Source organism: Bacillus proteolyticus, from assembly GCF_001884065.1.
In the GTDB taxonomy this organism is placed as follows: domain Bacteria; phylum Bacillota; class Bacilli; order Bacillales; family Bacillaceae_G; genus Bacillus_A; species Bacillus_A proteolyticus.
This window is the reverse complement of sequence record NZ_MACH01000036.1, coordinates 13252-33358: the sequence shown is the minus strand read 5'-3', so window position 1 is coordinate 33358 and position 20107 is coordinate 13252. Positions and strand designations below refer to the sequence as shown.

The 20107-nt window shown below is 35.6% G+C and carries 21 protein-coding genes and 1 pseudogene; 21 read left to right on the top strand and 1 reads right to left on the bottom strand.

The annotated features are described in order from the left end of the window. From BAQ49_RS31070 to BAQ49_RS04105, 19 genes and pseudogenes are all read left to right on the top strand, one after another. Nucleotides 1–324, top strand: a pseudogene (locus BAQ49_RS31070) (hypothetical protein); the annotation flags it as partial. Between the two features lie 18 nt (nucleotides 325–342). Beyond that, on the top strand, nucleotides 343–2928 hold the full coding sequence (locus tag BAQ49_RS04185; protein WP_071744300.1) for a VirD4-like conjugal transfer protein, CD1115 family: 2586 nt from the start codon (nucleotides 343–345) through the stop codon (nucleotides 2926–2928). 58 nt (nucleotides 2929–2986) lie between these two features. After that, complete coding sequence (locus BAQ49_RS04180; protein WP_002166624.1) at nucleotides 2987–3196, top strand: hypothetical protein; 210 nt, start codon at nucleotides 2987–2989, stop codon at nucleotides 3194–3196. Between the two features lie 23 nt (nucleotides 3197–3219). After that, entirely contained in the window at nucleotides 3220–5670 is a 2451-nt protein-coding gene (locus BAQ49_RS04175) for a pLS20_p028 family conjugation system transmembrane protein (protein ID WP_071744303.1), read from the top strand. A gap of 47 nt (nucleotides 5671–5717) precedes the next feature. Next, nucleotides 5718–6005, top strand: a complete 288-nt coding sequence (locus BAQ49_RS04170) for a DUF5592 family protein (RefSeq protein WP_048375734.1) — start codon at nucleotides 5718–5720, stop codon at nucleotides 6003–6005. A gap of 14 nt (nucleotides 6006–6019) precedes the next feature. After that, complete coding sequence (locus tag BAQ49_RS04165; RefSeq protein WP_071744299.1) at nucleotides 6020–6832, top strand: TraC-like domain-containing protein; 813 nt, start codon at nucleotides 6020–6022, stop codon at nucleotides 6830–6832. A 15-nt stretch (nucleotides 6833–6847) separates the two neighbouring features. After that, nucleotides 6848–8785, top strand: coding sequence for a VirB4 family type IV secretion system protein (locus BAQ49_RS04160; protein ID WP_016105653.1), 1938 nt, complete (start codon nucleotides 6848–6850; stop codon nucleotides 8783–8785). A gap of 4 nt (nucleotides 8786–8789) precedes the next feature. After that, nucleotides 8790–9923, top strand: a complete 1134-nt coding sequence (locus tag BAQ49_RS04155; RefSeq protein WP_071744298.1) for a bifunctional lytic transglycosylase/C40 family peptidase — start codon at nucleotides 8790–8792, stop codon at nucleotides 9921–9923. Nucleotides 9924–9950: 27 nt separating this feature from the next. Then, nucleotides 9951–10529, top strand: a complete 579-nt coding sequence (locus BAQ49_RS04150) for a YddI family membrane protein (RefSeq protein ID WP_071744297.1) — start codon at nucleotides 9951–9953, stop codon at nucleotides 10527–10529. A 22-nt stretch (nucleotides 10530–10551) separates the two neighbouring features. Then, nucleotides 10552–11448 (top strand): hypothetical protein, encoded by an 897-nt coding sequence (locus tag BAQ49_RS04145; protein WP_071744296.1) that lies wholly within the window; start codon nucleotides 10552–10554, stop codon nucleotides 11446–11448. 260 nt (nucleotides 11449–11708) lie between these two features. Then, on the top strand, nucleotides 11709–11969 hold the full coding sequence (locus BAQ49_RS04140; protein ID WP_071744302.1) for a hypothetical protein: 261 nt from the start codon (nucleotides 11709–11711) through the stop codon (nucleotides 11967–11969). Next, nucleotides 11962–13155: a MobP2 family relaxase gene (mobP2, locus tag BAQ49_RS04135; protein WP_071744295.1), complete on the top strand. Its 1194-nt coding sequence runs from the start codon at nucleotides 11962–11964 to the stop codon at nucleotides 13153–13155. Before BAQ49_RS04140 ends, mobP2 begins: the two co-directional genes overlap by 8 nt. Next, entirely contained in the window at nucleotides 13156–13587 is a 432-nt protein-coding gene (locus BAQ49_RS04130; protein ID WP_071744294.1) for a hypothetical protein, read from the top strand. 42 nt (nucleotides 13588–13629) lie between these two features. Further along, nucleotides 13630–13905 carry a hypothetical protein gene (locus BAQ49_RS04125; RefSeq protein WP_071744293.1) on the top strand — a complete coding sequence of 92 codons (276 nt, stop codon included), beginning with the start codon at nucleotides 13630–13632 and terminating at the stop codon, nucleotides 13903–13905. Further along, on the top strand, nucleotides 13898–16405 hold the full coding sequence (locus BAQ49_RS04120; protein WP_071744292.1) for an LPD25 domain-containing protein: 2508 nt from the start codon (nucleotides 13898–13900) through the stop codon (nucleotides 16403–16405). The genes BAQ49_RS04125 and BAQ49_RS04120 overlap by 8 nt, the downstream gene beginning before the upstream one ends. 146 nt (nucleotides 16406–16551) lie before the next feature. Next, entirely contained in the window at nucleotides 16552–16740 is a 189-nt protein-coding gene (locus BAQ49_RS04115) for a hypothetical protein (protein ID WP_071744291.1), read from the top strand. Further along, the gene (locus tag BAQ49_RS33865; protein ID WP_257145058.1) at nucleotides 16737–16871 is read left to right on the top strand and encodes a hypothetical protein; all 135 of its coding nucleotides are present in this window, start codon (nucleotides 16737–16739) and stop codon (nucleotides 16869–16871) included. The genes BAQ49_RS04115 and BAQ49_RS33865 overlap by 4 nt, the downstream gene beginning before the upstream one ends. Before the next feature lie 71 nt (nucleotides 16872–16942). Next, nucleotides 16943–17920, top strand: a complete 978-nt coding sequence (locus BAQ49_RS04110; protein ID WP_071744290.1) for a DUF3991 and TOPRIM domain-containing protein — start codon at nucleotides 16943–16945, stop codon at nucleotides 17918–17920. Then, nucleotides 17913–18575, top strand: coding sequence for a restriction endonuclease (locus BAQ49_RS04105; protein ID WP_071744289.1), 663 nt, complete (start codon nucleotides 17913–17915; stop codon nucleotides 18573–18575). Before BAQ49_RS04110 ends, BAQ49_RS04105 begins: the two co-directional genes overlap by 8 nt. Nucleotides 18576–18789: 214 nt before the next feature. On the opposite strand, the gene BAQ49_RS32755 is transcribed toward BAQ49_RS04105, so the two are convergent. Further along, on the bottom strand, nucleotides 18790–18942 hold the full coding sequence (locus tag BAQ49_RS32755; protein WP_016128420.1) for a ribbon-helix-helix domain-containing protein: 153 nt from the start codon (nucleotides 18940–18942) through the stop codon (nucleotides 18790–18792). A 60-nt stretch (nucleotides 18943–19002) separates the two neighbouring features. Between BAQ49_RS32755 and BAQ49_RS04100 the strand changes: the two genes are divergently transcribed. Then, entirely contained in the window at nucleotides 19003–19191 is a 189-nt protein-coding gene (locus BAQ49_RS04100) for a hypothetical protein (protein WP_071744288.1), read from the top strand. 26 nt (nucleotides 19192–19217) lie between these two features. Beyond that, nucleotides 19218–19481, top strand: a complete 264-nt coding sequence (locus BAQ49_RS04095) for a hypothetical protein (RefSeq protein WP_071744287.1) — start codon at nucleotides 19218–19220, stop codon at nucleotides 19479–19481. Nucleotides 19482–20107: the final 626 nt, after the last annotated feature.

The window sequence follows — 20107 nt, the reverse complement described above, 5'->3', positions numbered from 1 at the left end:
CCACCAACGGATCCAGAAAAGCCGAAACCGCCGGTAGATCCGCCAGTAGATCCACCAACGGATCCAGATAAACCAAAACCGCCGGTAGATCCGCCAGTAGATCCACCAACGGATCCAGAAAAGCCGAAACCGCCGGTAGATCCACCAACGGATCCAGAAAAGCCGAAACCACCAGTAGATCCACCAACGAATCCAGAGAAGCCAAAGCCGCCAGTAGATCCGCCAAAGAATCCAGAGAAACAAACAGAGCCGAAGAAACCAACAAATCCAGAGAAGCCAACAGAATTAAATAAACAAGAGTCAAAATCAGATGTAACGGTTTAAAGGGGGATTCGCTTACCCATGTATAAGGATAAAATCTCAATTAAATATAAGTTAGCTGAAAAAAAAGTACTCATTCCATTGAGTACTTTTTTATTTGTTGGAATGTTTTTAATCGCTAATTTTTTACTCAACTCATCTTTAGAGCTGATAGAAACAACATTAAGTGATTTATTACACCCAAAACCATTTCATATGGAGGTAGGATTTCTTTTTCGGATGCCAATTGCAGAACATCCGATTTATTACTTACTTGTTTTCCTTATAGTGATTGGAACGATAGTAAGAACAGTATACAAACTCAAAGCTTCCTTCAAAAACTTAAATAATCATGAGAAAGGATCTAGTCGCTTTACAACAGTTGAAGAGCTGAAAAAGCAATATCGAGCCGTACCAGATCGAGAGGAATCATTTGAAGGTGGCGGTGGTGTTGTTATTTCTCGACTAGGCGACAAAGTATTCATTGATGATAGCCCAGTGAACAATTTAATTATTGGAACAACTCGCTCTGGTAAAGGGGAAACCTTTGTATTTCCTACAATTGATGTCTATTCTAGAGCGGAACATAAGCCTTCATTAATAATTAATGATCCGAAAGGGGAAATTTTTAGCGCATCCAAAGAAACTTTGGAAAAACGAGGGTATCACATTGAAGTGTTAAATTTATTAAATCCATTGGATTCTATGAGTTATAACTTATTACAACTGGTCAAAGATGCCTATAAAGATGGAGACTATTCAACAGCGCAATCATTATGTAAAACACTGTCTCACACCTTGTATTATAACCCAAATGTAAAAGATCCTTTTTGGCAACAGTGCGCTATGAGTTTGTGTAATGCCATGATATTAGCAGTTACAGACAAATGTATTGCAGAAGGAACAGAAGAAAAGATCACAATGTATGCAGTAGCGAATATGTTATCAGAACTTGGATCAAAAGAGGTAATCGTAGATCCAAAAGCAGATCCAGAAAATGCATTAGATTTATACTTTGAAGGGTTGCCAGCAGATAGTGTTGCGAAAATGCAATATGCAACCTCAAACTTCTCGAAAGGAACGACACGAGGCGGAATCTTCACCCAAACAATGAATGGACTCTCTATTTTTACGTTCGATGAAATTGCTAAAATGACAGCGGAAAATAGTGTGGATTTAAAACGTGTTGGCTTTGGAATGACGATAAAAGGAAAAACAAAGCCAAGAAAGCGAGTAGAAATCGTATTCCCGGATGGTTCGATAGAGTCCATAAAATCAGATATAACAGGACGTTTTGCAATAGATTTTAAGCAATCAGTAAGAGTTGGGGATACAATTCAATTGAATGAAAAGGGAGATAAGAAAAAGAAAACAGCTATTTCTATTAAAAAAATAGATGAAAAGACGGGTCATACAGAATTTAAAGTAGTAGAAGAAAATGAAGATATCCAGGTAACAACAATGGATTATTTCGATAAACCAGTTGCAATTTTTATGATTACACCTGACTATGATTCTTCAAATCATGTCATTGCTTCTATTTTCGTAAGACAGCTCTACTTCATATTAGCCAAGGGTGCATCCCTTGCTCGTGGTAATGAGTGTCATCGTGAAGTAGTATTTATTTTGGATGAGTTTGGAAACATGCCGAGTATAGAAGGAATGGCAACGTTAGCAACGGTTTGTTTGGGAAGAAATATCCGTTTTAATCTCATCATTCAAGCATATTCACAACTAAAAAACAAGTATGGAGATGATGCAGATACCATTGATGGCAACTGTGGGAATACCATTTATATATTAACAAACGACCAACAGACAGCCGAAAGAGTATCGAAGAAGCTTGGGAACAAGACAATTAACACACTTTCCCGAAGTGGAAAAAGTCTCTCTACAGATAAAAACAAAACCGAAAGTCTAGATCAACGACCACTGTTAACACCAAATGAACTTATGAGTCTTAAAGAAGGAGAAACTACTGTTATTCGTGTAATAAAACGTCAAGATAATAATCGAACACGTATCAGACCACGACCAATTTATAATACGGAAGAAACAGCCTTAAAATACAGATGGGAATACCTAGGGGTAGAGTTCGATACAGATAAATCTATTTTAGATATAGATATTGATTCCCTACATGATGATGTAGATCCTAAAAAACTCATTGTAGATTTCCTAGGAGAAAGAAAGGTAGAACAAACCAAGGTAGAACAAACCAAGAAAGAAGCACCAGAGCCAGAACAGGAAACTTCTTCACCAGTAGAGCCACAGCAGCCAGTAGAAGAACCAACAATGATGGGAATTGATGAAGATATTCCGGAAGAGGCATTTCAGCAGGAAGATAGCCCGTTCGATTCCCTCTCCATTGAAAATTGGAAGGGAAAAACTGTTAATGAATTTTTTGAATCTGATTTAGCGGTTTTGAAACTGGTTGATAAGTTCTTTTTATCGCAGTTAGGCAAATCAATAGATGAAGTTGAAAATCAAGAAATGGGCGAGTTTTACAGTGAATTTCAAATGTTAGCTCACAATGATCACATCGACAAAAGTGTTTATCAAGCAGTCGAAAACAAAATTAATCGAATCTTGCGTGATTTAGAAGAAAAAGAACAAGTAACGAGTTAGAAAGGCACTCAAATAATTGAGTGCCTTTTTGAATCCAGAAATAAAGGAGGAAGAGAGAATGAGTGTACCGATAATAACAGATAAAATGCAATTGATTTTAGATAGTTACTCGCCATTTGTAACAGAAGAAAATGAGGTCATTCTTGGTCTAGAAGATGCGGTTCTTTTCCTTTCAGTAGATCGGGAACAAAAAGGGAAATTGATTATTCGTATTGACAGACTGAATGAAAGGGTGAATTGGACAGCAAAGGAAGTATTAGGACAGTAGTAAGCAAGAGAGGAGGATAAATGGTGAAAGATGAAGAGATTTTAAAAACTTTAGAAGAGTTCTCGGATTATCTCCAAGTGGGTGACATTGTTAATTATGTGTTTCGATGGATAGGGTGGTTTATAATTCAAGGTCTATCTTTAATTGTAGATGGCTTGGAGGGTGTGACAGATGCCATATTGGGGATTAAAGGATTCTTTAATTCACCAGGAGTACAAGAGTTTGTTGATATGTTATATCCATTATTCGTCGTTCTTTTAGCTATATCGTTTTTATATATTGGCTACATGTTCATTATGAACAAACAAATGAACCGTTCTCAAATTATCATCAATATATTCGTTACGCTGAGTGTACTTTGTTTATTAAGTACTGGTATGACAAAGGTCGATAAGTTCACAGACGATGCCATAGCGGTTGTAAAATCAGAGCAAAAGGGTTCTTTAAGTGATGAAATTATTAAGAAAAATATAACGGATATTGCAGTATTAGATCAAAACGGATGGAAGAAGAAAGAAGATTTAAATCCGAAAAATCATATTCCAGAAAAAAACATCAGGCAGATAGATATTACTGAAAAAATAGATAAAGATTTTGAGTTTGCAAAGGATAAAAAGTTATCAGATGATGGACAGGAAATTTTGAAAAATAAAAGAGTAATGGATGGGTTAGGAACCGCATCTTTAGCAGAATTGAAAGATGGATGGTTTGATTTCTTCCCTGAAAAGTATTATCGATGGCATTGGAACTTTTGGAATATATTCTTTACTTTACTGATAACAGGCGCAACGTTGTTATTAGTAAGTATTAAGTTAGCTAGATTATTTTATGAGTTGACGTTTAACTACTTGTTAGCCAATATTTTAGCACCAGCAGACGTTGCGAATGGTCAAAAGTTAAAAGCCGTGTTATCAAATATACTCAATATATTTGTAGCAACGATTATGATATTCCTATCTTTGAAGCTATATATAATGGGAACGGAGTTTCTCCATGACAAATTAAGTGGTGTACCATATCTTATTGCATTAGCCGCATTTAGTATGGCAGTTCTAGATGGCCCAGCAGTAGTGGAAAGGTTATTTGGGATAGATATTGGATTAAAGAGCAGTTGGGGCATGTTAGCAGGTGGCTTAGCAGGTGGTTTCGCACTTGGTAAAGGAGTTGGCCGTCTTGCAAATTCAAAACCAATGAAAGGTCTAGGAAATATGATTGGAAAAGGAGCAAAAGGTGCAGCGCAAGGGGCTGGTGTTGCAGCAACAAAAACCGCAAATGCGGCTGGGGGTATGGCAGGTATCGTAGGTGGCTTGAAAAAAGGGAATGAATCCGGAAATAAAGAGTCTTTGCAAGATCAAATGAAAAAAGCGGATCAAAAAAAAACACAAGGCAATGATGTAGCAAATAAAGAAAAGGAAAAAGGTAACTTAAATAAGGAAGAAGATAAAAAGAATGGTGGTAATCCATCTATTCAAGAAGATATGAAAAAAGAAGGGGATGAAAAACCAGAGGTAGCAAGTGGGCAAGAATCAGGAACAACAAGTCTTCAAGATGAAATGAAGGAAGCTGGAAAAGTAAGTGGAGCAAGTGAAGGAAATCAAGCAGCAGGAGGAGTAAGACAAGGAGCAAGTGAAGGAAATCCAACAGTCGGAGGAGTAAAACAAGGAGCAAGTCAGGGAAGTCAAACAGCAGGAGGAGTAAAACAGGGAGCAAGTGAAGGAAGCCCAACAGTCGGAGGAGTAAGACAGGGAACAAGTGAAGGGAATCAAACAGCAGGAGGAGTAAGACAAGGAACAAGTGAAGGAAGCCCGGGACCAATGGAAACATCAAGACCAGTAACAGGTGGAAATAGCCCGGCACCAGTGGAAACATCAAGACCAGTAACAGGTGGGAGTAGCCCGGGACCAATGGAAACACCAAGACCAGTAGCAAGTGGAAGTAGCCCGGGACCAATGGAAACAGCGAGACCAGTAACAGGTGGAAGTAGCCCAGGACCAATGGAAACATCAAGACCAGTAATAGGTGGAAGTAGCCCAGGACCAATGGAAACATCAAGACCAGTAATAGGTGGAAGTAGCCCGGGACCAATGGAAACATCAAGACCAGTAATAGGTGGAAGTAGCCCGGCACCAGTGGAAACATCAAGACCAGTAACGGGTGGAAGTAGCCCGGAACCAGCCGATATCGTAACGGTGACACATAGTAGCCCAAGTGTTCCTTATGAAAGTGATAAAGAAGTGGCAGCAGGTAGTAGTCATGAAACACGTACATTAGGACAATATGCCACGGATACAGTTAAAAAAGGTTATAGCTCAACTACATCATCCGTTAAGCAAACAGTAAGAGGGGTTCAGGAACGAATCAATAATTCAGAAACGGTACAAAATACAAAGCGTTTGTATCAAACGGGTCAAAATACAGGTAAAAGTTGGAGAGATATAGTGAACAAAAATAAAAAGAATACAGATGAAAAATAAGCGTAACCGAACGCTTATTTTTTATTGTCGAAAAGGAGGGAATCCCGATGAGAAGCTATCGGATTCCGAAGGAAATCAGTACAGAATTACGGATTAATAAAGTGCTATATCTAATAGATTTTTTCTTATTGATTGGTTTATTAGTTGTAACGATGATTCTTAGGAATTTTGTACATGGCTCTTTACAACTCCCATTCGTCATTTTCATGGCGGTTATTGCCATTATCATGATTTGGCGACCAAGTACGAATCCTCAAAAACGAATGTATGAAGTATTGATTATTACATTGCTAAGAAGAAAAGGTGCATATTGTGCCATTGATAACGATCAATAAGGGAGGGGTCACATATGGCGTTATTCAGCGAAAAAGATGTAGAAAAAGAAAAACCAAAACAAATAGAAAGACCGAAGAAAAAGGTATTTCGTTTTAACGAAAAAAATGTAAAGGAATCATTTTCTGAACCAAAAGAAATTGTTAAGGTGGTACCCGACGAAAAGAAAGAGGAAGAAAAAACAAAGATAGAAAGAAAAGTGAAAAAACAGAAGAAAGAAAAGCCAAAGAAAGATGTTTTGAAAAAGAAAAATCCCAAACTTTTAGGCTTTTTCTCTAGAAAAAAGAAAGAAGCACCACCAAAGGTAAAGAAAAGCATTGCGGAAATTATGCAAATCATAGACATGACGGAGGATGGAATATTTGAGCTGAAAAATGAGGAGTTTTTAGAAATCCTTCAAGTCGAAGGTGACGATATGTTCTCTAAGAATAGCGAAGAACAAGCATTTGTTATTTTTTCACATGCTTATTTTTATCAAGCCTATAAACAGTCCATTAAACTTGTATTTTTAAACTTCCCATGCCAAACGACCGAACAACAAAGATATATAGAGAAAAAAATAAAAGATTGTACCAATCCTTTATATGAACGAATTTTAAATCAGAAGTTAAAAGAGCTTCAATTTTTAGAATGGGGGAGAACAAATCGTGAAGCTTTCTTATTTATTTACGGAGAAACGGAATTGATCGTAAAAGAACGTGTGGATGCAGCCAAACGATATATTAAGCGTTCTACTGAACTATTAGAGGTGGATGAAGAGAAAAAGTTAGAGCTTATGTTTAAATTGTTTAATCAAAATGCGAAATTGGGAACGAAAAATATATGGTAGTGAGGGGGAAACAACATGTTTGCGTTCAAAAGTAAAAAATCCAAAAAGGAAAAACAAAAAGAACTAAAAAAGAAAAAAGGCTACAATCCTTATTTAGTAGCTAGAGTCCAACCACAAGGGGGTGTAAGTTTTAAAGAAAGTTATGTGCAAACAGGTGATGGAGTGGGTACTTGTATTCATGTGTTTGACTATCCAACAGAGGTAAATGATTTTTGGCTAGAGCAAATTATGAATATGCCAAATGTGATTACCACATTAGATGTAATGAGTGATGACCGAAAAGAGGTCGTCGAATCCATTAATAAATCCATGAGTGAACAAAGTGTTCGGCATGATACAGCGAAAGATAATATAGATCGGATTGATGCAAAAAATGAATTTCAAGAGCTGGAAGCTCTTTATACGGATTTGAAACAAGGCGAGGTCATGAAACGTATTCACATACGTATCTATGTCTCCTCTAGAACATTAGATGAGTTAGAAAAACAAGTGAAAGAAATCATGGAAACATTAGAATCCTATAACTTTCGAGGAGCTGTTTTTCTAAATGAACAGGAGTATGAATGGGATGCACTTGTTACGAGCTTTGATGTACAAAAGAACTATGTGAACCGAAGAAAAGGGAAAGAAATTCCGGCAGTCAGTTTGGCTGGTGGATGTCCATTTCACTATTCTTATTTGCACGATCCATACGGTACGTATTATGGAACAACGAAAACAAAAGGGAATGTAATCCTTGATATGTTTCATAAAGACCATCAAAGGAAAAGTTATAACGGAGTAATCATTGGAAAGCCTGGGGCTGGAAAATCAACCTTACTCAAAAAGAAAGCGGTTGATTATGCAAGTAAAGGACATTTTATCCGCATTTTTGATATTGTAGGTGAATTTGAGGAAACGGTACGTGATCTAAACGGGAAAACAATTGCATTGGATGGTTCACAAGGACAAATTAATCCACTTCAAGTTTTTAAAACCGCAGAAAGTGAACAAGTGAGTTTCATTCAACATTTATCTAAACTCACAATTTTTTATCGTTTTATTGCGCCGGAGGCACCAGATGATGAGATAAAAGAATATGAAAATTTACTTAGAAGATTATACATTAAAAAGAAATTATGGAATCCGGATAAGGGAGCAAAAAATGAAATTACAAACAAAAAACCAACAGAGTATCCGATTTTTTCGGATTATTTAGCATATGTTCGTGAGGAATTATATGAAGATGTGGATACAAGAAAACATCGTGAGAACCTGGGTGAAAATAGATTACAACGGTTAGAAAAAATTGAGTTGAATCTTGTTAATTTAGTAGAAGCCTATAGAGAGTTATTCGATGGTCATTCTACGATTGAAGATTTCAAGAAGGAACAAGTTGTTTCCTTTTCTTTACGGAATATTTCAGAATTCAAAAATGAAGTATTTGGTGCTCAAATTTTTAACATCTTAAATTTACTTTGGGATGAGATGATTTCAAATGGTGCGCCACAATTAGATGCATTTAATAAAAAGCATCTTGCTTTTGAAGATGTAATTCGTTATTTCATTTTGATTGACGAATCACACCGTATTATCAACACGAAAGAAGAAAGTGAACATGCGTTACGATCTTTAATTAAATTTAGCCGGGAAGACAGAAAATATTTTGCTGGTCTTTTATATGCAAGTCACAGTATTCGAGACTTTGTACCGGAAGGTTCTTCACAGGCACGAATTGATGATATCAAAGTATTATTTGAGTTAACACAGTACAAATTTATCATGCAACAAGATAATAACAGTTTAGATATGTTACGAAAAGTTTTTGCTGGACAGTTAAGTGAAAGTGAAATTGCAGCGATTCCACATTTACCAACAGGGGATGTCATTTTAAGTATTGGAGCTGTAAAAAACATTCACTTTCATGTAGAAGTAACAGATGAAGAATTGATGTTATTCGGGGGAGGTGCTTAATACCATGCATCTTGTTTTAAAGATCATACCAAAGAAATGGCTCATCACTTTAGCGTTAATTGTGATGGGTCTTTTTTCTTTTCTTTTACTTGGAGTCGTTAGTATTTTCATTGCAGCAATGGGAAGTGATAGTGGAACAGGAACAGACACGGGTGACATTACGTATACAGGTGAAGGGCAAGTGATGAATGTATCGCCCGAAGTTTTGAAATGGGAACCTACGATTCGTAAGTATGCGAAAGAGTTTGGTGTGGAACCCTTTGTCGCTTTAATGCTTGCCCAAATGATGCAAGAAAGCGGAGGGCGTGGTAGTGATCCGATGCAGAGTTCTGAAGGGGCATTTAATACGAAATATTGTAAATCACCAAACTGTATTACAGATCCTGACTATTCCATTTGGGCTGGTGTACAGGAGTTTAAACATGCGATAGAAAGAGCTGGAGTAACGAGTCCAGGAGACATGGACCATATCAAAACAGCCCTTCAAGCTTACAATTTTGGGACCGGATTTTTTGACTTTATTAGCGCGAATGGTGGCAAGTATACGAAAGAATTAGCCATTAAATTTTCACAACAACAATATCAAAAAGTGAAACATACGGGCATGTATCGTTGTGTAAGGCCAGAGATGATACCCTACTCCGCGTGCTATGGCGACGCAATGTATGTTGATGCCGTTTTGAAATATTATCAACCAGGTTCTGTCGTTTCTGGTGGAGGGGGAAATCCAGGAAGTGGAGGAAGTAGCGGTTCAAAAGTTGCTGATGTAGGTCGCCAATGGATAGGGCGTTCTACTTATGTATTTGGTGGAGGACGTAATACAAATGACATTGCAAGAGGGATTTTTGATTGTTCAAGTTTTGTACGTTGGGCATTCGAACAAGTAGGGATGTATACCAGTCCGATAGGAGCTGTAAGTACGGAAACATTAAATAAAATCGGTACAACAGTATCAGCAAATGATATGAAACCGGGTGATGTTATTTTCTTTGATACCTACAAGCATGACGGACACGTTGGCATTGTAATTGATAAAAATACTTTCATTGGTTGCCAAACAAATAAAGGTGTTTCCATTGAAGATTTAAATAATCCGTATTGGAAGAAAGTCTTTTCTGGTCATGTAAGAAGGTTCTAAAAATCGAAAGAATAGGAGACTGAAAGAATGAAAGATAAACGAAAATCTTTGTTTATTGTGTTTGTCATTTTAGTTGTAGGTGTGACAGCTTTTAATATCTATTTGAGCAAAAAATCAATGAGTGATGGCAAAGAAAAACAGTTAAAACTTTCAAATGAATTACTAACAAAACAAAATGAAGACTTAAAAAGACGACTAGATAAGGTGCTTCCCTCCGCACAAGAACAACAGAGAAGAGCGTATTTATCGACAGCCGAAATGTTTATTCAATTATCCTTTCATCGAGAAAAAGAAGGCTATAATGAGCGAAAAGAAAAAGCAAAATCCATTATGAGTGAAGAACTTTTACAACAATTCTATCCCACTGATAAATACGAATTAAGAGATACCTATAAAACGAAACCAATAGAAATGAAGTTTTATTTACAAGAAAATAAACCCGATCAAGAAGAAGTAAATGTGTTAGCTGAATTTATAAATGTCACGACGGATTCAGCGCAAAATCGAGAAGAAAAAGTTAAAAGTGTGTTGCGAATCATCATAAAAAGGGAAAAGGAAACATGGCGAGTTACAAGTGTAGAAGAACTCAATGTGCAAGTTTTATAACAAAAAAAGATGAGGTGAGAGTGTGATAGGTGCAATCAGTAAGAAGAGTGAAAGAATCAATTTAAGAAGAAATAAGTCATGGATCTACCTAGCAATTATCAGCTTTCTATTTATCGGTTTTTTCGCTTTCTTGACATCTAAAATTTACATGCCGAACGATGAAAAACTATTCCATACGGAAACAAATAAAGTAATCAAGTTGTCGGGGATGGGAAAATTGATTGTAGAGAAAAGGGAGTATAATCCACATAAAAACTTCATAGAAATTCGATTTCGGATAGAAGGATATGAGGAAACTGGCTTTACGTTTAAGGCACAAGAAAAAGGAAAGCCAGGTGTTCAATTACCTGTCAAAGTGTTGTATGAAGAGAACGGGAATTACGTGATAGAAGTCAAAGAATTATCTCCAAATTGGGGCGCTTTAGCTTTAGATATTTACAATAAAAACAGTGAAAAAGAACAAATGGATATTCGGAAGTTTACACAAGATGTTAACGAGTACGAAGAAGAAAATACAAGTACAAAGAGTCCCAATAAACTTGTTCAGACGATTTTTACCGATCAAAGAAAAACAAAAGCAAATGATGAATTGTTAGCTGAAAACAAAAGAACATATGAGTTAGATTTTATAGAAAGGGACAAAAAAGATATTGAAACAAAGATCGAAAATTATGGGAAAGCAATCAAGCTTGAAGAAGAAAATGGGAAGACAGTTTTTGAGGAAGTGAAAGAACTGAAAGATGAAATGAAGTACCAAACCGAAGCAGAAAAAACGGAAACTCAATCGAAAATAGCATCTTTAGAATCCAAAATAAAATCATCAGAAAAGAACGTTGAATTGTTTAAAGGGGAACAAAAAATTGCACGAGATAAGATCAAAAAATTAGAGCAAAAGGCACTAGAAATTAATAAAAACTGAACATGGTCATGTCGTCAGTGAGTACTCGCCAGTGAAATTTGAGTACTCATTGAGTGCTCATGTGGTGGTTTTTGTATCGTCAGTGAGTACTCATCTGTTTGATTTGTGTCATCAGTGAGTACTCACCTTGAAGGTTTTCTTGTTCCCATCGTTTTGCTAGGCTCCGCCTAGCTTCACACCCTAGGTGGGAACAAAAACCCCTTATGCTCTTCTCACTATTTTTTGATCTCTACCCAGAATTGCAGAAAGGAGAGGGAAAAGTGGAAATTAGAATTAGAGAAGTAGATCCAATTGCCGTAAAGAAAATAGATGAAATTGCAAAGAGGAAAGGATTATCCAGGCAGAAATTTTTGAAAGACCAAATTGAAATGCTGGCATTTTTTCAGCAACAAAATAAAAGAGAAATGGAATTAGAAAATATCATCCAAAAGAACATCCATATGATGAATGATTGTTATAGCGAAATGAAAAAAATGAATGAGTTTATACAACTCATGACACAGGATGATGAAAATGAGTAATGCCGTTCCTGTTCAATCTTCCAGTACACCGGGTGTTGTTTTAAAAACAAAATTTGTGTTACCAAGTTCGGATGCATTTCAGAACTATATTGAGTATGTAGACCGGGAAGAAGCACAAAGTGAAGTGAAGCTGAATCCGAAAATGTTTGAAACGTATCAAGAATATATGGGAAATCCAGAAAAGACATCGGCACTATTTACGGAACACGCAAATCGTTTAACAGAAAGTGAGAAAAAATCCTTAAAGGGAATGTTTAAAACCGCTCACGAAAATGGAAGTATTATGTGGCAGGATGTCATTTCTTTTCATAATCCTTGGCTAGAGGAACAAGGCATTTATGATTCGAAGACAAAGACTTTAGATGAAAAAAAGTTAATGGATGTAACCAGGCTTGCGATGAAAGAAATGCAAAAAAGAGAGGGATTAGAAAAAAGTTCTACCTGGTCGGCAGCCATTCATTTTAACACGGAAAACATTCATATTCATGTGGCAACTGTTGAACCATTTCCAACGAGAGAACGTGGAAAAAGAAAACCCAAAACATTGGATGCGATGAGGGGAAAAGTCGTAAATAATCTGTTAGATCGTAAGCAGGAACAAAAACAAATTAATGATCTGATTCGAAATAATATGGTGGGAAGTAAAAAAGAGGATTCGGTTTTTGATTGGCGCAATCAACATTTGAAACCATTGTTTTTACAAATCTATAAACAGTTACCAAGTGATAAAAGACAGTGGCAATATAGCTACAATACAATTCAGCCATTGAAGCCGGAAATTGATGAATTAAGCAGGAGATATATTCAACATCATCATAAAAAAGATTACGATCAGTTTCTCCAAAAGTTAGATAAAGAAGTGCAAGTTTTCAAAGAAGCATACGGGGAAGGCAAGTATGATAAGAAGCAATATGAAAATTACAAGACGAATAAAATTAATGACTTGTATAAAAGAATGGGGAACGCCTTTTTACAAGAAATGAAGGCATATGATAAAGAACAAAAGAGAATCCATCATATGAAAAAATCAAAGCTGTTTCAAAAATTTCAACAAAATGTATCTATTCAGTATTCCATGAAGAAAGTGGAGCGTGCTTTTAAAAGTGAATATGAAAGTTGGAAGAACCAAAAGTATTATGAGCGTATGCAAAAAGAGAATGCATATCAAAATGAAAGGGGTTATTAAATGAGTACAGTTAGAAGACAGGTAACGATGGATCAAGAGACAGAGGATTATATAAAGGATTATATGGAGGAACACGGAATTCGATATACAGGGGAAGCAATGGGAAGAATTTGCAAGGAGCATGAAGCAGCAAAAAGCACAGAATGGTCACTAAATTATATAACGGAAGTGGTATCGAATAACTTACACGATGTGTTAAAAAGTGAGCTAACAAAAATTCGTCTTGGTGCAAATAGTGCGGATAGAAATACACAAGTTTTAATTGAATTATTAAATGGTTATTTCTTTTTGGAAGGTGTAGACAGCATTATCACAACTGATAAACAGGAGATGGAAAGTGTGAAGATGGCAAAGAAAACTGTGGAAGAACGAATTAGTCATTTAAGACAAAAGCGTTTAGATCATGAGGCATCAAAGAACAATGTAACGTAAGCTACATTGTTTCTTTTTATAAAAAAATAGGAGGTTATTAGGATGTTATTATTTCGTGAAGATATCGCATTAGGAGTTATTAAAGAGGTTGGAGAAGGTGAATTAGTTTTACTTGTAAAAGATGAAGAATTAACAATCAAAATCACACGAGAACAAGAGGAAGAACTTGCAGTTCATGTTATGAATCAAGAGAATATGTTAGTTCCGGTTAACCTGAAAACACATGCGCTTTTCTTTGATACAACGGAAAGATGGAATGAAGAAGACATGGAGGAATTGCAAAGAGCTAGCGAAAGAGTAGGAGAAGATCATGAGTAAAAATAATAAGAAAAAGTATCAAACAAAATCACCAGAGGAAAAGAAAGAAGCGGTGCAAGCTTTAACAAAAAAGATGGAAAAAAGCATAGAAGGCTATTTTCGTACACCAGGGGATATGAAAGATTATTTATCGTTTATGGCAAAGTTTTATCACTATTCACCATCTAATATTTCATTAATACAGAGTCAATTTGAAGGAGCCAGGGCAGTTGGTTCCTTTTCTTTTTGGAAAGAAAAAGGGTTTGCGGTTAAAAAGGGTGAGAAAGGAATCCAGATCCTTGTTCCAAACAGAACTATAGCAAAATTTAAAGACAAAGAAGGCACTTGGAAAACAGTAACTAAAGCAAATGAGGAAGAGAAAAAACAAATTGATTCTAAAAGTGTGGAGGTGAAACCAGGGCGCTTATATTTTGCTGTTGGCCATGTGTTTGATGTGTCTCAAACAAGCGCAACAGCAAAAGATCTACCTCGTATTTTTCCGAATCGTTGGCTAGAAGGAAGCGTTACAGATTATAAGAGTTTGTACAAAGGAATGGAAGCCATTGCGGAAAAAAACGGTGTGAAAATCATTGCACCAAAATCAGAACTGGGCGTCGCAAAAGGTGTGAGCTATACCTTAACAAAAGAGGTCGCTTTGAATCCACGAAACAGTGAATTACAAAATGTAAAAACTCTTCTTCATGAATTGGCACACGCTAAACTTCATACAGCAGAGACGCATATGAATTACACAGCACCAGAAAAAGAGTTTCAAGCAGAAATGACCGCTTATGCCGTTTCTTCTTATTTTGGGATTGATACAAGTGAATATTCGTTAGGCTATTTGGCGAGCTGGACACAAGGAAAAGAAATGAAAGATAAAACGAAGTTGTTGAAAGAAGTACATGAAACTTCCATTGAATTTATTGAGACAATTGAAAACAAATTAGAAAAGGAAAAAGAAAAAACAAAAGAAAAAGAAAAAGAGGTGGAAGGTATGGCAAAAGAAAATGAAAAACAGGATGAAAAAAATATTTTATTGGTGGAATACATGAGTTTAAGTAATACGACACAAGAGCTTGTTTCCGTTACAGGGTTAAGGGAGCAAGTAGATAGAAACCGAGCGTTTGAGCCTGTAGAAGGTGGAGAACAATTAAGTGATAAAGAATTTATAGAGGCATTTAACGTGGCAAATCAAGAAAAATATGCAGCACTAAATCAGAATGACATTACTCGTCCAACTATGTTAATTCAATGGAGTGAAAATGAAAATTTTAAAAGTAATCAATTGATTCAATTTGGAGAGGCAAATGAAAAAATGTCTGATGTCATTTCAAATATTGAAAAAGCAAAAGAGGAAGCAAGAGAAAGAGATGAATACGTACCATATGATAAAACTCGTTATCATATCGTCATTCCAAAAGAAGTAGATAGGGATTTTGGGAGAATGGAGCTTGTGAGTATGGATCGTTTGGATATGGGGGATGGAGACTACAAGACTCCGTATGAACAAGTATTAAACGAGAAAAGGTATCTATCGGATGAAGTGAAGCAAGCGTTACGAGATGAGGTGGTGAATCATAGAAATAACAAAGAAATACCGCTGGAAAAAGCACAGGAAAATACATTAGAAAAATTGAAAGAAACACCCAACCACTTAGTTACAATTGAAGTATTAGCAAACGGTATACAAGATGAAGAACTGGCAAGAATCCACATGATGGATGCTGTTACGAAAGATATAAATTATTTGTCTGTATGGAATCAAGATAAAACAGATCGGGACGATTTATATGTTTCTCTAATGGAAAAGAACGGGAAACGAGAAAATGTCTATTTAGATAACATTTTGAAACCAGATTTATATGAAAAGGTTCAAAGTTCTATCTTTGATGGGAGAGGAAATTTGTCATTTGTTGTTTATGAAAAGGATGCAAATATGAGTCTAGATGAAATTGTAAAAGATGAACGATATGGACTTTTAGTTGATAAAGCGGAAGAACAAAAAGATCCCTCATTTAATGAAAAAGAAGTGGAATTGTATAAAGAGATGAAGAAGGAAGGATATGCACCTATTGCTTCTTTAGATCAACAAATTCAACCTTCAAAAGAAAAAGAGTCAGCTACTTTAGATAAGGATTTAAGCCGGAAATACGAAGAATACAGACGCTCACAATATGAAGAAACACCAGATAATATTGATAGTATTGTCACTCGTGTAAAAGCTGAAGAGCGGTATTATACAACAAAGTACGTTTCGATTGATAATGAGCTGGTAAGCCAAGAACACGTAGTGAAATTAGAAAACCAGGTGGATGAGAAGCTTGGGAAAGAAGGAATAACGGTGAATCAGTCTACAACTTCAAAGGAAATGGATGTAGATAAAAAATTTCAGCCATTGAACGGAAAACAAACGAATAGTAAAGAAAAAGAAAAGGAGCCAGAGCCTGGTAATGTAGAGCAGCCGAAGGCTACAAAGAAAGTAAGTAGAAAAAGAGAAACAATGGAAATGGAACGATGAAAAATTTTATAGCAGGAAAACCAGATTAAATCATTTTTTGTTACTCAATTGAGAAAGCGAAAAGTGATTTTTTTATGTATAGAAGTCAAAAGAGGGCAAATGTAAAGCCCTCTTTCTTGTTTTTAGAATGAAAGGAGCGAATAGGAATGGGAAACATTGTGGAAATCGTAGACATTGATTACAAGGGCGTTTGGGCAGAAAAAGAAGATCAAACAGAACTCATTTTCATCTCATTATCTAAAAAAGAAATTCAAGCTGTGCGTAAAATGTTGTCGGAACAAAAACAATTATATGTGTTCTTACAGAAAGATTTAGAATGGAAGGTCATGTCATGAATGTATGGCTGTTTGCGGGCTGTATGTTTCTTGTAGCTGTCCTTTTAAACACGTTATTGTTATTTGGTCAAAGAATCGTTAAAAAGCTGAGGATCAAGAAACAGAACCATAAAGCTGAAATTGTAGATTAAGAGAAAAGGACTATGAAACGGAATAGTCCTCTTTTTTATTTCATTTTATAGAGTAAAGGGGGGATTCCGTAATGTCACATGTCAGTACGGAGGACGCGATGAAAGCAAGAAATATAGACTTGATTTCATATCTCGAAGCAAAGGGAGAAACGTTTAAGAAAGAAGGAAACTATTACCGTCATACAGAGCATGACAGTCTCATTATTAAAGGGAATCAATACGCCTGGAATAGTCGAGGGGAGAAGGGATATGGAGCGATTAGCTTTGCGATGATGTACTATGAAATGACATTTCCACAAGCCGTATTAGATATAAATATAGGGGATTACAAAGAGTTTGATCGCTCAAAAGCTGAAGAAGAACGCAAAAAAGAACAGCAACCCTTCATCTATCCAAAACACTTAGAGGTGCAGAAACAAACAGAGATCAAGCAGTACTTAATTGATGAGCGGAAAATAGATCCTCGTTTAGTGAACTGGTTAATTAAAAAGGATCTCATCGCTCAGGATAAGAAAAATAATGTCGTGTTCAAATGGAGAGAAGAAGGAGGTAAAGGAAAAGTAATTGGAATGAATCGCCAAGGTACTGTCAAAATGGAGAATAAACGAGGAAGTTTTAAACAAATTGTCCCGAATTACGAAAGGATTCATGCAGGTTTTACAGTTGATGTAGGCAATCCGGATAAGATTATTTTTTATGAAGATCCAATCGACATGTTGTCCCATTGGAGTATCAAGCAAAATAAAATACAAAACGCTCGCCTGGTCTCCATGCATGGATTGAAGTCAAAAACGGTGATTCAATCTTTAATGGATGCGAAAAAAGAAGGGCACGATATTAAAGAGGTCATTATGGCGGTTGATAATGATAAGGCTGGGAAAGACTTCATTCAGACGATGAAATGCTTTGTAGATCTTAAAGAGGACATTCCAACGCATGAAAAAGATTGGAACGATGTCCGGAAGAAACAAGTGAGTGAACAACAGCCAAAAGAAACAGCTCAACCAAAGAAAATGAAACCAATTAAAGAGGTGGAGAGAAGTGTCTAATCTACCAGGAATGCCAAACATAGTACAGATTTTGATTTATGGTTTTATCCTTTATGTTCTTTTTCATATTTGTAAATTTATGTACCGGAAGATCCAGGAGCGAAGAATATTAAAGCGAATGGCTAAGTCCGGTATTCGCTATATAGACAAAATGGACGGCCATCAATTCGAAGTATACCTAAAAGCTCTCTTTCGAGAGTTGGGTTATTCTCCAACAGTCACAAAGCAGTCAAATGATTTCGGAGCGGATCTGGTATTGAAGGGGAAAAGTCGTATTGTAATCCAGGCGAAACGATACGGGATGAAAAATAGAGTCGGCATCAGTGCCGTACAAGAGATTTATGCAGCACAAGCCTATTACAAAGCACATGAGGGCTGGGTTGTAACAAACAGTGTATATACAAGACAAGCAAAGGAATTAGCGGAAGCTTGTAATGTAAAACTAATAGATCGTGTAGAACTTCAGAAGTTGATTAATAAAATTAATCCCGAATATTCGGCTGAAGATGTGTATCAAGGGGTAAAACCTGCAGAACGGAAATGTCCAACATGTGAGCATGATTTAGTGATTCGTAATTCAAATAAAACAGGAAATAAGTTTTTTGGCTGTTCTCAATATCCTACATGTACACATACAGAACCAATTAATACATGAGCTGTGATGAAAATCCGGCTCTATTTTCATTTGTTTAAAGAATACATGAAAAAAATCAGTTTAACTAAAAAACGACTCTTCAGATTTGGTTGTATGAGATTTCAATGCACTTATTAATACAATAAGTCATATTTGTTATAAAAACGTATGTAAAGGTAGATACGAACTTTAAATGTATTTTTAGGTTTTATAGGAAAAATAAAAAGGGTAGTCATTATTTACGACTTAACCCTTTCTCTACGAGCTGGCGAATTGCTTCATTTCGATTCTTCAGCTTATTTTCATGCCAATAATTTTCTATTTGTTCCACTTGTTCTTTTGTAAATGTTACTAAAATTTGAGTGTTCTTTTCTTTATTAACTGCCATTCTAAAACCTCCTTATAAAAAGTATTATAAGTTATATAACTTTATTTGGGAGGTTATTATATGGAACGTAAAGTTAAAAAGATGATGGCTGATCTTCAATTTATTATGAATCATGGTCAAATAAGTGTAGATTTTATGGACTTAGGCTATAAAAGAATGCTTTTTAGTGCATTAGAAGCTACTGGGAAAAAGTTTAATGTTCATACCAATGAACATAATGAAACGACCTTGTTCTTAGAGTTAGTTTAGTAAATTTACGTAATGAGGAGCTGTTAATGATGGAGCAGTTAACCATTTTTGACGTAATGGATGAAACTAAAAATAAGCTTTATGAGGTATTAGAGAAAAATGGATTAGATTATAAGATCCATAAGTACTATTTATATTCGAATTATGAGGGAGCTGTTCAATATTACTATATAAGAACAACTGACAATACAATTATTGATTTGTGTATCTCTGATTTCCCAGAAATCTTCGCTATTCATAAAGGATTTAGCGATAAGCAAATTAGAAAAATTTATAACTGGAACTTATAAGTCTATATAAATAACAAATTTAATTAATGGAGGAATTAAGAATGAAGATTGCTGTATCGGAATGGAAAGCATTGAAAAAAGAAACAAAGTTAAAGTTATTACGTTATGCGATGCTGGAAAGCAAGTATAAGTATGCAAAATAAAAGCTCTTCATTTGCAAAAGCAAACAAAGAGCAAAGTCATGAGTGACCGTCTGGGAAAGAAATTGGCACATTTCTTTCCTCTTTATTTTAACATATAAAAAGATATCAAGAAAAGGGGCATGTAGAATGGAAGAAGGTCGTATTTCCTTTTAGCAAGGGTTTAAAGAGTTTCTTATTATGATTGTCTGTTTTTGGTTCATTATGTTTCTCATGTATGGTGAAAGCCTGTTACAATAGAATGGAGTCGAAAGTCTAAATACCCTTAGGGAGCTCTCATATGTGTAAGATCTATGGGGGCTTTTTTAATAAGGGAAACATAAAATTTCACGTACCGTAATATTTAATAAAAAATAAACAACATAATCAATAGTCTACATTTAACTGTCATCCTAATTAATCCGCTTAATGGATTCGATCTCGTCTGTTTTGAATACTATTTTATGTGAAATAGATATATTATTTTTATCTCGGATAGATTTCTTG

What these genes read in the sequence shown, in the direction of transcription:
- BAQ49_RS04125 (WP_071744293.1), top strand. Translation starts at nt 13,630, where the DNA reads ATGTTATTATTTCGTGAAGATATCGCATTAGGAGTTATTAAAGAGGTT.
- BAQ49_RS04095 (WP_071744287.1), top strand. Translation starts at nt 19,218, where the DNA reads ATGATGGAGCAGTTAACCATTTTTGACGTAATGGATGAAACTAAAAAT.
- BAQ49_RS04110 (WP_071744290.1), top strand. Translation starts at nt 16,943, where the DNA reads ATGTCACATGTCAGTACGGAGGACGCGATGAAAGCAAGAAATATAGAC.
- mobP2 (WP_071744295.1), top strand. Translation starts at nt 11,962, where the DNA reads ATGAGTAATGCCGTTCCTGTTCAATCTTCCAGTACACCGGGTGTTGTT.
- BAQ49_RS04160 (WP_016105653.1), top strand. Translation starts at nt 6,848, where the DNA reads ATGTTTGCGTTCAAAAGTAAAAAATCCAAAAAGGAAAAACAAAAAGAA.
- BAQ49_RS04155 (WP_071744298.1), top strand. Translation starts at nt 8,790, where the DNA reads ATGCATCTTGTTTTAAAGATCATACCAAAGAAATGGCTCATCACTTTA.
- BAQ49_RS04115 (WP_071744291.1), top strand. Translation starts at nt 16,552, where the DNA reads ATGGGAAACATTGTGGAAATCGTAGACATTGATTACAAGGGCGTTTGG.
- BAQ49_RS04165 (WP_071744299.1), top strand. Translation starts at nt 6,020, where the DNA reads ATGGCGTTATTCAGCGAAAAAGATGTAGAAAAAGAAAAACCAAAACAA.
- BAQ49_RS04150 (WP_071744297.1), top strand. Translation starts at nt 9,951, where the DNA reads ATGAAAGATAAACGAAAATCTTTGTTTATTGTGTTTGTCATTTTAGTT.
- BAQ49_RS04120 (WP_071744292.1), top strand. Translation starts at nt 13,898, where the DNA reads ATGAGTAAAAATAATAAGAAAAAGTATCAAACAAAATCACCAGAGGAA.
- BAQ49_RS32755 (WP_016128420.1), bottom strand. Translation starts at nt 18,942, where the DNA reads ATGGCAGTTAATAAAGAAAAGAACACTCAAATTTTAGTAACATTTACA.
- BAQ49_RS04170 (WP_048375734.1), top strand. Translation starts at nt 5,718, where the DNA reads ATGAGAAGCTATCGGATTCCGAAGGAAATCAGTACAGAATTACGGATT.
- BAQ49_RS04130 (WP_071744294.1), top strand. Translation starts at nt 13,156, where the DNA reads ATGAGTACAGTTAGAAGACAGGTAACGATGGATCAAGAGACAGAGGAT.
- BAQ49_RS04185 (WP_071744300.1), top strand. Translation starts at nt 343, where the DNA reads ATGTATAAGGATAAAATCTCAATTAAATATAAGTTAGCTGAAAAAAAA.
- BAQ49_RS33865 (WP_257145058.1), top strand. Translation starts at nt 16,737, where the DNA reads ATGAATGTATGGCTGTTTGCGGGCTGTATGTTTCTTGTAGCTGTCCTT.
- BAQ49_RS04180 (WP_002166624.1), top strand. Translation starts at nt 2,987, where the DNA reads ATGAGTGTACCGATAATAACAGATAAAATGCAATTGATTTTAGATAGT.
- BAQ49_RS04100 (WP_071744288.1), top strand. Translation starts at nt 19,003, where the DNA reads ATGGAACGTAAAGTTAAAAAGATGATGGCTGATCTTCAATTTATTATG.